This window comes from Streptomyces sp. SID10853 (genome assembly GCF_010548145.1).
Lineage (GTDB): Bacteria > Actinomycetota > Actinomycetes > Streptomycetales > Streptomycetaceae > Streptomyces.
Genome location: NZ_JAAGLN010000237.1, coordinates 1 through 10,631, shown reverse-complemented (window position 1 = coordinate 10,631; position 10,631 = coordinate 1). Strand labels below are relative to the sequence as shown.

Genomic DNA, 10,631 nt, shown 5'->3' with positions numbered 1-10,631 from the left:
ATCTGCCGCGCTCGCCGCGGCGCTGCTCGTCGCCGCGGCCGCCGTCGTCGGCACGGTCATCGAGAACTCCGACGGCACCCTGCACGTGTCGTGGCCGCCGCTGCTGGCGTACTGGCTCCCGCATGTGGGGCCCGGCACCCCTGCCGCTCTCGCCGTCGCGGCCGCGGTGATCGTTTACGGGCCGGTGCTCGCCGCCCGGTTGTCGTGGCGGCCGCTGACGCTGGTGGTCTGCGGGGCGTCGATGGCGTGGATCTGGTCGCTGGCCCTGGTCGACGGCTGGCAGCGGGGCGTCGCGAACCGGCTCACGAACCGGAACGAGTACCTCAGTGTCATCGACCGGTTCGCGCACATCGGGCCGACGCTGCGGACCTTCGACGCGCACATCCTGATCGGGCACCCGCACAACTGGCCCGCGCATGTGGCCGGTCACCCGCCGGGGGCCACGCTGACCTTCGTCTGGCTGGACCGGATCGGCCTGGGCGGCGGTGGCTGGGCCGGTGCCTGGTGCATCACGGTCGGCGGGTCGGCGGCGGTCGCGGTGCTGGTGGCGCTGCGCGCGCTGACCGGCGAGCGGACCGCGCGCCGGGCGGCGCCCTTCCTCGTCCTGGCACCGGCCGCCGTCTGGACCGGCACATCGGCCGACGGCTACTTCGCGGCGGTCGTCGCCTGGGCCGTCGCCCTGCTGGCCCTGGCGGCCTCCCGTACGGTCCAAGCCCCCGCACTCGTCGCGCTGGTGTCCGGGCTGCTCTTCGGCTGGGCGCTCTACCTCTCGTACGGGCTGACCCTCTTCGCGCTGCCCGCCGTCGCGGTCCTCATCCTCGCCCGTAATGCCCGGCCGCTGGCGCCCGCGCTGGCCGGTGTGGCACTGGTCGCGCTCGCGTTCACACTCGCGGGCTTCAACTGGTGGGAGGCGTACGGGCTGCTGGTGCAGCGCTACTACCAGGGCGTCGGGGGCGACCGGCCGCAGAGTTACTGGGTCTGGGGCAATCTCGCCTGCGCTGTGGTGATCACGGGCCTCGCGTCCGTCGCCGGACTGCGGCGGGCGGGGGCCGCGCTCCCCGGTGCGGTGCGCCGCTGGTACGGGGCCAGGGACAGCGCCGCCGACCGGCTGGGGCTGCTCGTCCTGGCCGTCCTGGTGGCGTTGCTCGCCGCTGATCTCTCCGGCATGAGCAAGGCGGAGACGGAGCGCATCTGGATCCCCTTCGCGCTCTGGCTGCTGCCGGCCGCGGCTCTGCTGCCGGCCGCGGACCGGCGCCGCTGGCTGACGCTCCAGGCGGTCCTCGCCCTGCTCGTCAACCACCTGCTGCTCACCACCTGGTGAGCAGCCACGGCGCCCGCCCCTCCGGTCTCCGGGCCCGCCGGCCTCTCAGCCCGGTGACGACCCGCGGAACGCGCCGAGGATGCGCTCGGCGGCGAGGGTCGGTGTCAACGTCCCGCCGCGCAGCTCCTGTTCGAGCCGCGGGGTGAGCCGCTTGACGTCCGGGTGGTCGTGCAGCTCCTTGAGCAGCCCTTCGCGCACCATCGCCCAGGCCCAGTCGACCTGCTGGTCACGCCGTTTGGCGGCCAGCCCGCCCGACGCGTCCAGGACCTTGCGGTGCTGTTCGAGCCGCTCCCACACAGTGTCGAGACCGGCCGACTCGCGGGCGCTGCAGCTGAGCACCGGCGGGGTCCAGGCCGCGTCGGCCGGGTGCATCAGCCGCAGCGCGCCCGCGAGTTCGCGGGCGGCCGAGCGCGCGTCGCGTTCGTGCGGGCCGTCCGCCTTGTTGACGGCGATGACATCGGCCAGCTCCAGGACGCCCTTCTTGATGCCCTGCAGCTGGTCGCCGGTGCGGGCCAGGGTGAGCAGCAGAAAGGAGTCCACCATGTCCGACACGGCGGTCTCGGACTGGCCGACGCCGACGGTCTCCACCAGGACGACGTCATAACCGGCCGCCTCCACCACCACCATGGCCTCCCGGGTGGCACGCGCCACTCCGCCGAGGGTGCCCGCGGTCGGTGACGGCCTGACGAAGGCGGCCGGGTCGACGGCCAGCCGCTCCATCCGGGTCTTGTCGCCCAGGATGGAGCCGCCGGTCCTGCTGGACGACGGGTCGACGGCGAGCACCGCCACCCGGTGGCCCAGCCCCGTGAGCATGGTGCCGAAGGCGTCGATGAAGGTGGACTTCCCGACGCCGGGCACCCCGCTGATGCCGATCCTGCGGGCTTTCCCGGAGTGCGGGAGCAGCGCGGTCAGGAGCTGCTGGGCGAGGGCCCGGTGGTCGGCCCGGGAGGACTCGACCAGGGTGATGGCCCGGGCGACGGTGGCACGTGACCCGTCGATGACGCCCTGGGCGTAGCGGTCCGGATCGATGTGGAGCGCCATCCGTCAGAGCTCGTGGCCGAGTGCGGACGCGAGCCGGACCACCAGGTCGTACGCCGCGTCCGGGATCACGGTGCCCGGCGGGAAGACCGCGGCGGCGCCCGCCTCGTGCAGGGCCGGGATGTCCGCGGGCGGGATGACGCCGCCGACGACGATCATGATGTCCTCCCGGCCCTCGGCCGCCAGCTCCTCCCGCAGCGCGGGGACGAGCGTGAGGTGCCCCGCGGCGAGCGAGGAGACACCGACGATGTGCACATCGGCCTCGACCGCCTGCCGTGCCACCTCACCCGGCGTCTGGAAGAGCGGGCCGACGTCCACGTCGAACCCCAGGTCGGCGAAGGCGGTGGCGATGACCTTCTGGCCGCGGTCGTGGCCGTCCTGGCCCATTTTGGCGACGAGGATACGCGGACGGCGCCCCTCGGCCTCATCGAAGGAGTCCACCAGACGGCGCGTCCGCTCCACGGAGGGCGACTCCCCTGCCTCGGTCCTGTACACACCGGAGATGGTACGGATCTGTCCCGCGTGCCGCCCGTAGACCTTCTCCAGGGCGTCGGAGATCTCCCCGACGGTCGCCATCGCCCGCGCCGCGTCGACCGCGAGCGCCAGCAGATTGCCGTCCAGGCCGGGCCCGGGGTCGCGGCCCGCGGCGTCGGTCAGCGCCCGCAGCGCCTCCTGGCAGGCCGCTTCGTCGCGCTCCTCGCGCAGCCGCTTCAGCTTGGCGACCTGCTGGGTGCGCACCGATGAGTTGTCGACCTTGAGTACGTCGATCTCCTCGTCGGTCTCCACCCGGTACTTGTTGACGCCGACGACGGGCTGGCGCCCGGAGTCGATCCGCGCCTGGGTGCGGGCGGCCGCCTCCTCCACCCGGAGCTTGGGGATGCCCGCGTCGATGGCCTGCGCCATGCCGCCGGCCGCCTCGACCTCCTCGATGTGCTGCCAGGCGCGCTGCGCCAGATCGTGCGTGAGCTTCTCGACGTACGCGCTGCCGCCCCACGGGTCGATGACCCGGCAGGTGCCCGACTCCTGCTGGAGCAGCAGCTGGGTGTTGCGGGCGATCCGGGCGGAGAAGTCGGTCGGCAGGGCCAGCGCCTCGTCGAGCGCGTTGGTGTGCAGCGACTGGGTGTGGCCCTGGGTGGCGGCCATCGCCTCGACACAGGTGCGGGTCACGTTGTTGAAGACGTCCTGCGCGGTGAGCGACCAGCCCGAGGTCTGCGAATGGGTGCGCAGCGAAAGGGACTTGGCGTTCTTCGGGTCGAACTGCTCGACCAGCCTGGCCCAGAGCAGCCGGGCCGCGCGCAGTTTCGCGATCTCCATGAAGAAGTTCATGCCGATCGCCCAGAAGAAGGAGAGCCTGGGCGCGAAGGAGTCGACGTCCATCCCGGCGGCGATACCGGCCCGCAGATACTCCACGCCGTCGGCCAGCGTGTAGGCCAGCTCCAGATCGGCCGTCGCGCCCGCTTCCTGGATGTGGTAACCGGAGATGGAGATGGAGTTGTAGCGCGGCATCTTCTGCGAGGTGTACGCGAAGATGTCGGAGATGATCCGCATGGAGGGCTTCGGCGGATAGATGTAGGTGTTGCGGACCATGAACTCCTTGAGGATGTCGTTCTGGATGGTCCCGGCCAGCTTCTCCGGCGGTACGCCCTGCTCCTCTGCGGCGACGATGTAGAGCGCGAGTACCGGAAGTACGGCTCCGTTCATCGTCATGGAGACCGACATCTTGTCGAGCGGGATGCCGTCGAAGAGCTGCCGCATGTCGTAGATCGAGTCGATCGCGACGCCCGCCATGCCGACATCTCCGGTGACGCGCGGGTGGTCGCTGTCGTAGCCGCGGTGCGTCGGCAGGTCGAAGGCGACCGAGAGGCCCTTCTGACCGGCCGCCAGATTGCGGCGGTAGAAGGCGTTCGACTCCTCGGCGGTGGAGAATCCGGCGTACTGCCTGATGGTCCAGGGCTGGTTGACGTACATCGTCGGGTAGGGGCCGCGGAGGTACGGCGCGATCCCCGGGTAGGTGCCGAGGAAGTCGAGCCCCTCGGTGTCCTGGCCGGTGTACAGCGGTTTGACGGGGATGCCCTCGGGGGTCTGCCAGACCAGCTCGTCGACGCTGTGGCCGGTGGACTCCTTCACGGCCGCGCGCCACTGCTCGTCGGTGGCACCGGCGGACGCACCGGGCCCCAGGTCGATCTCGGTGAAGTCCGGGATCTGCATTACGCCACTCCCATACGGTCGAGGACGGAGGTCAGCACAGCCACCACGTCTGCCCCGGCGAAGACGAACTCGTCCACTCCGGCGGCCAGATACGTGTCCCGCAGGTCTCCGGGGCGGCCGGCGATGAACACCTGCCGCGCGCCGGCGGCCTTCAGCGCGGTGGCGGTGCCGGGTGCCTGTTCGGCGTAGACGGCGTCGCTGGAACAGATACAGGCCAGGGTGGTGTCCGATGCGGCGAACGCCGCTGCGGCTCCGTCGGGGGTGCCGGGCACCGGGCCCTGCACCGGTTCGATGCCGCCCGCCTGGAACAGGTTGGCGGCGAAGCCGGCCCGCGCGGTGTGCGCGGCGGCGGGACCGAGTACGGCGAGGAACACCCGGGGACGCGCCCCGGTCGCCGCCAGATGGGCGTCCGAGCGGGCCCGCAGCGCTTCGAAGGCATCGTCGCGGTGGACCACCGGAAGGCCCCCGCCGGGAGCCGCGGGCGCGGGGTCCCTGACGACGGCGCGCTCGACGAGCTGGGGGAACTCGCTGACGCCCGTGACCGGTTCGCGCCGGCCGGCCAGTTTCTCGCTGCGCCGCTCCCAGGTGGCCGCGATCCGGCCGGGGATCAGTCCTGAGCGCAGGGCCTGCTCCTGGCCGCCTTCGCGCTCGATCTCCTGGAACCACTCCCAGGCCGCCTGCGCCAGTTCGTCGGTGAGCCGTTCCACGTACCAGGAACCGCCCGCGGGGTCGATCACCCGTGCCAGATGGGACTCCTCGACCAGGATGGTCGACGTGTTACGGGCGATACGGCGGGCGAAGTCGTCCGGCAGCCCCAGCGTGTGGTCGAAGGGCAGCACCGTCACCGCGTCCGCCCCGCCCGTGCCTGCCGCCAGACAGGCGACCGTCGTACGGAGCATGTTCACCCACGGGTCGCGCCGCGCCATCATCACCGGTGAGGTCACCGCGTGCTGGTGCTGCGCCCCGGCGGCCGGTGCGCCGCTCGCCTCGGCCACCCGGGCCCACAGCCGCCGCGCCGCACGCAGCTTCGCGATCGTCAGGAACTGGTCGGCGGTGGCCGCGTAGCGGAATTCCAGCTGTCCGCAGGCCGCCGCGACATCGAGTCCGGCCGCGGTGAGTGCGCGCAGATACGCGACCCCGGTGGCGAGCGAGCAGCCCAGCTCCTGGGCCGCCGACCCGCCCGCCGAGTGGTACGGCAGAGCGTCCACGACGAGGGCCCGCAGCTGCGGGTACTTCTCCCGGCACAGCTGCGCCAGCGCCACGGCCTGCGCGGTGTGCCCGGCCACGCCGTCGTGCTCGCCGGTACGGGCCGCGTGGCCCAGCGGGTCGGCGCCGAGGGTGCCGAGCGCGTCCTCGGGGGCGATACCGTGCTCGTCGACGAGCCGCAGCAATTCCCGTGCGGCGGCGTCCGATTCGGCGCCCGCGTCGATGACGACCGGTGCCAGGTCGAGGTGGACACCTTCGAGAGCCGCGGCGATCCCGGTCACCGGGACACCGGCGTCGCCGACGGTGAGCCAGACGGAGGAGACGCCGTTCTCCAGATCCGCGAGCACGGCCTCGTTGGTGCGGGCGGCGTCGGGCCTGCTGTGCCGCTGGCGTACGTCCCAGCCGCCGGCCACCCGGCCGCCCGGGGTGCTGCCGCGGGTGAAGGGCGCGAACCCGGGGAGTCCGTCCGGCCCGGTCGGCGCGGCCGGGCCGCCGCCGTCCGGCGCGGTGTAGAGCGGCTGGACGACCAGACCGTCGTCCAGTTCGGTGGAGAGCGCTTCTTCCGCCGCCGTACCCGAGACATCCTTACCCGATTTGCGCAGCACACCTTCCACAAGGCGCTGCCACTGCTCATGGGTCGCATGCGGGAATCCGGCGGCCAGGGGGAACCCGTTGTCGGGCAGGACCGTCATGCTCAGATGCTAGGCGAGGGGGCCAGGTGTGCACTTGAGAGAACCACTGTGACCTTGGACTCTCTCGTCCGTACGGGAGCCCGGTACGGCATGTGCCGCACCGGGCTCAGGTCCGGACCGCCAGGGGCTGTCCGGTGATGTGCTCCTTCTGCTACTTCACGCCCACTGCCCGGATGATCTCCTGTTCGACCGAGCCGCCCCGGTTGTCGGCGGCCGAGGCGCGCAGTGAGATGTACCCGGCGTCCTTGGGTACCCGCAGTGTGCCCTTCCAGGCGGCGGAGTCACCGTGGACCGCGCTGAGCCCGACGGGCTGCCAGGTCCTGCCGTCGTCGTAGGAGACCTCCAGGGAACCGGACTTGATCCGCCCGGTGTCGGGGGCGCCCTTGACGTACTCGGCGCTGATTCCGACGGGCAGGTTCCGCCCGGCGCGGACGTCACCGGCGATGTCGGTGGCCACGTCGAAGCCCAGGTTCAGCAGCGGCAGATAGGTGGCGTGGTCCGCCGGGGTCTCGGCCGACCTGAAGGTCCACTCGGAGTGGCCCTTCGTGGACAGCACCCAGGTGGCCGGGTCCCGTGTGGTGTCGGTGACCACCTTGTACGTGGTCTCGGCGGGGTCGGCGTCCCAGGCGTACGCGCCCGAGCTGGTCTTGTGGTCGACCTGGACCCCGTTCGCGTACACGTCGGTGGTCTGGGTCATGGAGTCGTCGCTCCAGACATCGCCGAATCCGGTGTGGTCGGGCCCTGAGTCGCCCCAGCCCGGGGTGTTGAACTGGAGGTCGTTGCCGGTGCGCTGCTGGCCCCAGCCGAGTCCGGTGCCCAGCCACGGGTGCAGCACGGGCTTGAACCAGTCCAGTGCGCCGCGGCTGCCGCCCTTGTAGGCGACCAGGCCGCTGCGCTCCTCCAGCGAGGTCGGGCCCGCGGTGACGGACTGCATCCAGGTCTGGCCCGTGCCGGTGCTGACGTAGTCGGTGCGCCGGGCCGGGTAGTGCGTGCTCTCCGCGAATCCGAAGCCGATGGGGAAGGTGCCGGTGATCGAGTAGCGGAACTCGCCGCCGTCGACGGGCTTGGCGGCGTGGAATGTGGTGTCCAGGGTGGCGAGGTCCTTCTTGCCCGGCCGGTACGTCAGGTTCGCCGGGACCGCACCCGGGTGACCGTCGGACAGGTCGTAGACGTAGGGCGTGTAGCGGGTCCCGGTGAGCTCCACCGTGCCGTGGCGGCGTGCGGTGGCGGCAAGCAGCGCGCCGTCCGCCGCGTTCACGGAGGCCACCTGGAGCGGGGTGTCCGACCCGTCGTCCGCGCCGAACCAGGTGCTCAGCCGCCCCGGCGTGTCGTCGGTGACGAAGAGCGACACCGCTCCGGCCTGCTGGGCGGCGGCGGTGAGCTGCTGCGGAGTCACATCGGCTGTGGCGTGTACCAGGACGGCCTTGCCGCGGACGTTCTTGCCCTGGTAGTCGGCGGCCGTGCCGGTCCCGAGGTCGGCGACGCCGGCCCGGTGACGGCCTTCGAGGATGGTGGACCCGGCCTGTACGACGGTGTCGCCGAGCCGCTTGCCGTCCGCGACGGCTTCGAGCAGCGGCTTGCCGAGGCGCCAGACCGTGCGGTATTCGAAGGTCCCGTCGGTGACCTTCTTGGTGGGCGCGGCGAAGATGCTGTCGTAGGTGAGCGGCACCTGCACCGCTCCGCCGAAGTCGGCGCCGTTCGCCTTGCGGTCGAACTCCATGAGCAGCTGCCGGGTCTCGGTGCGCTTGGGGACCTGGGCCTTGATCTGGTGCAGCCGGCGTGCGTCGAGGGTGATCTCACGGTCGCGGTCGACGACGATCTGCGGATCGGTGAGGAAGCCGAGGCCGAGGGAGTCCTTGCCCTTGGCGCCGCGTACGTCGAGGAAGGACGCCACCGAGTAGGTGCCGGGCTTCAGCCGCAGGGTGAGGGTGCCGGAGTCGCCGACGGCCGCGTTGTACGGGTCGGTCCCCTTGGCCAGTTCCTGTACGGCGAGGTCGGCGGCGGTCGGCGCGCCGTCCCGGTCCTTCACATGGACGGTGAGCGTGTACCGCTCCTCCTCCTTGACCAGGCCGAAGGCGGTGTGCGCGACGACCTTGCCGCCGGTGCTCGCGGTGATCTGCCCCGAGGTGTTGCCGACGGGCGCCTTGGCGCCGTCGCCGGTGACGGTGGTCTGCGCGGTGGAGTGCGCGGGCACGGTCAGGCTCGTGTCGGCCAGCTTGACGACGCCGTCGGCGGCTCCGTCGGCGGCGAGCGCCAGAGTCACCGGAGCGTCGGAGGAGTTGGCGTACGTCACCGTGCGGGTGACCGGTTTGCCGTCGCCGTACGGCCAGGAGTAGAAGCCGAGGTCGGCGCTGCCGGTCGCGGTGATGCTCGCGGTGGTGGCCGCGGGGACGTCGACCCGGCCGGCGCCCAGCGTGTAGACCGGCTCGGACAGCGTCCTGGACGTCGACATCAGCGCGTCCTTGAGCTGCTGCCCGGTCCAGTCCGGGTGTTTCTGGGCGAGCAGCGCGGCGACGCCCGCGACGTGCGGGGTGGCCATCGACGTACCACTCATGGTCTGGTACGGGCCGCTGCCATCGGCGTACTGCGAGCGGGCGGCGAGGATGTCCACGCCGGGCGCCGACAGGTCGGGCTTGAGGGCGTTGTCGCCGAGCCGCGGTCCCTGGCTGGTGAAGTAGGCGGGCTGGTCGGCGGAGTCCACCGCGCCGATGGTGAGCGCCGAGTCCGCCGCGCCGGGCGAGCCGATGGAGGTGGGGGCGCCGGTGTTGCCCGCGGCGACCACGAACAGCGCCCCGGTGTCCTTGGAGAGGGTGTTGACCGCAGCGGCCATGGGATCGGTGCCGTCGCTGGCCTCCTGGGAGCCCAGGCTCATGCTGATGATCTTGGCGTGGACGTCCTCGGCGGCCCACTCCATGCCCGCGATGATCTCGGAGTCGGTGCCGGAGCCCTCGTCGGAGAGGACCTTGCCGACGGCCAGGTCGGCGTCCGGGGCGACGCCCTTCTCCTTGCCGTCGGACGCGGCCCCGCTGCCGCCCACGGTGGAAGTGGTGTGGGTGCCGTGGCCGTTGCGGTCGGTGGTGTCCTCACCGGCGATGAACGACTTGGAGTCGCTGATCCGGTTCTTGAGGTCGGGGTGGTCGGCGTCCACCCCGGTGTCCAGGACGGCGACCTTGACGCCCTTGCCGGTGAGCCCGGCCTGCCAGGCCGCGGGCGTGCCGATCTGGGCGTTGCTCTCGGCCATGTCGGCCTTGACCCGGCCGTCGAGCCAGACCTTCCCCACTCCTTCGGCGAAGGAACCGGCCTGCCGGGTACGGGAGTCGGTGAGCGACTTCCAGAAGGTGCCGGGCGAGGCGGCCCGCACCGCGGCGCCGCCCACGCTCGGCAGGGACCTGACGGTCGTGGCGCCGTGCGGTGCGGCGCTGCGGACGCCCTTGCCGTACGTGACGATCAGCGGCAGCCCGTCGTCCCCGCCGGCCGCGGTCCCGGTGTCGGTCTTGGTCTTGGTCTTGGCCTTGTCGCCGGCGGACTTGCTGCCCGCGGACTTGCCGGCCGTGGCCTTGCCGGCCGTGGCGAGGCCCTGCTCGATCAGGCCGGTGACGTCGAAGAGCCGCTTGTCGAGGACGCCCGAGCGGAGATAGGGCAGAGCCTCGTCGGGCAGCACGGTGATCCGCCCGTTGGACGTCTGGGTGCGGACGGCGCCGCTCGCACCCTCCGGGCGCTCGACGGACACGGTGCTGTGGCCACCGCCGAGGCCGGTGACGGTGACACGGTCACCGGTGATCAGTGTGACCGTGTGCGTCGCGCGGGCGGTGGCGGACGGCGCGGTACGGGACGGCACAGCAGGGGACGGCGCGGAGGCCCTGCCCGCTCCGGTCGCCGCGAGTGCCTGGCCTGCCGGGAGCAGTACGAGCGCGAGTCCGGCGGAGAGCCATCTGGCTCTTCGCCACGCAGGTGCTCTGGTCATGGTGCCCCTCTCTCCGGGGGCCCGGGCTGACGAGGGGCCCGGGCGCTGCGAAGAGTCTCGGGGCGCGGGCGGCGGCCGTGGGGCGAATGGGCTGGCGGATAGGTGCCATGGCGGCTAACTGCCAGCGGGCCGTGTGCGGGCGGGTCGGCTGCGGGTCACGGCGGGGCAGGGCGCGGGCGGCGGCGGGTCACGGCACCGGCGG

At 72.2% G+C, this 10,631-nt stretch carries 5 protein-coding genes; 1 reads left to right on the top strand and 4 read right to left on the bottom strand.

The genetic code is table 11. The features are described 5' to 3' along the window. The coding region (locus tag G3I19_RS30085; RefSeq protein WP_164266880.1) for a hypothetical protein at positions 1–1,321 on the top strand (1,321 nt) is incomplete at its 5' end. Positions 1,322–1,366: 45 nt separating this feature from the next. On the opposite strand, the gene meaB is transcribed toward G3I19_RS30085, so the two are convergent. The 4 genes from meaB to G3I19_RS30065 all read right to left on the bottom strand — a co-directional run bounded on the left by meaB (position 1,367) and on the right by G3I19_RS30065 (position 10,429). Next, positions 1,367–2,362, bottom strand: a complete 996-nt coding sequence (gene meaB / locus G3I19_RS30080; RefSeq protein WP_164266879.1) for a methylmalonyl Co-A mutase-associated GTPase MeaB — start codon at positions 2,360–2,362, stop codon at positions 1,367–1,369. A gap of 3 nt (positions 2,363–2,365) precedes the next feature. Continuing rightward, the gene (gene scpA / locus G3I19_RS30075) at positions 2,366–4,567 is read right to left on the bottom strand and encodes a methylmalonyl-CoA mutase (RefSeq protein ID WP_164266878.1); all 2,202 of its coding nucleotides are present in this window, start codon (positions 4,565–4,567) and stop codon (positions 2,366–2,368) included. Continuing rightward, positions 4,567–6,465 (bottom strand): methylmalonyl-CoA mutase family protein, encoded by a 1,899-nt coding sequence (locus G3I19_RS30070; RefSeq protein ID WP_164266877.1) that lies wholly within the window; start codon positions 6,463–6,465, stop codon positions 4,567–4,569. Before G3I19_RS30070 ends, scpA begins: the two co-directional genes overlap by 1 nt. A 151-nt stretch (positions 6,466–6,616) precedes the next feature. Then, positions 6,617–10,429: a S8 family serine peptidase gene (locus G3I19_RS30065; protein ID WP_164266876.1), complete on the bottom strand. Its 3,813-nt coding sequence runs from the start codon at positions 10,427–10,429 to the stop codon at positions 6,617–6,619. Positions 10,430–10,631 lie beyond the last annotated feature (202 nt).

Bases quoted from the DNA above. Each gene is read 5' to 3' on its own strand.
- meaB (WP_164266879.1), bottom strand. From the start codon at position 2,362: ATGGCGCTCCACATCGATCCGGACCGCTACGCCCAGGGCGTCATCGAC.
- scpA (WP_164266878.1), bottom strand. From the start codon at position 4,567: ATGCAGATCCCGGACTTCACCGAGATCGACCTGGGGCCCGGTGCGTCC.
- G3I19_RS30070 (WP_164266877.1), bottom strand. From the start codon at position 6,465: ATGACGGTCCTGCCCGACAACGGGTTCCCCCTGGCCGCCGGATTCCCG.
- G3I19_RS30065 (WP_164266876.1), bottom strand. From the start codon at position 10,429: ATGACCAGAGCACCTGCGTGGCGAAGAGCCAGATGGCTCTCCGCCGGA.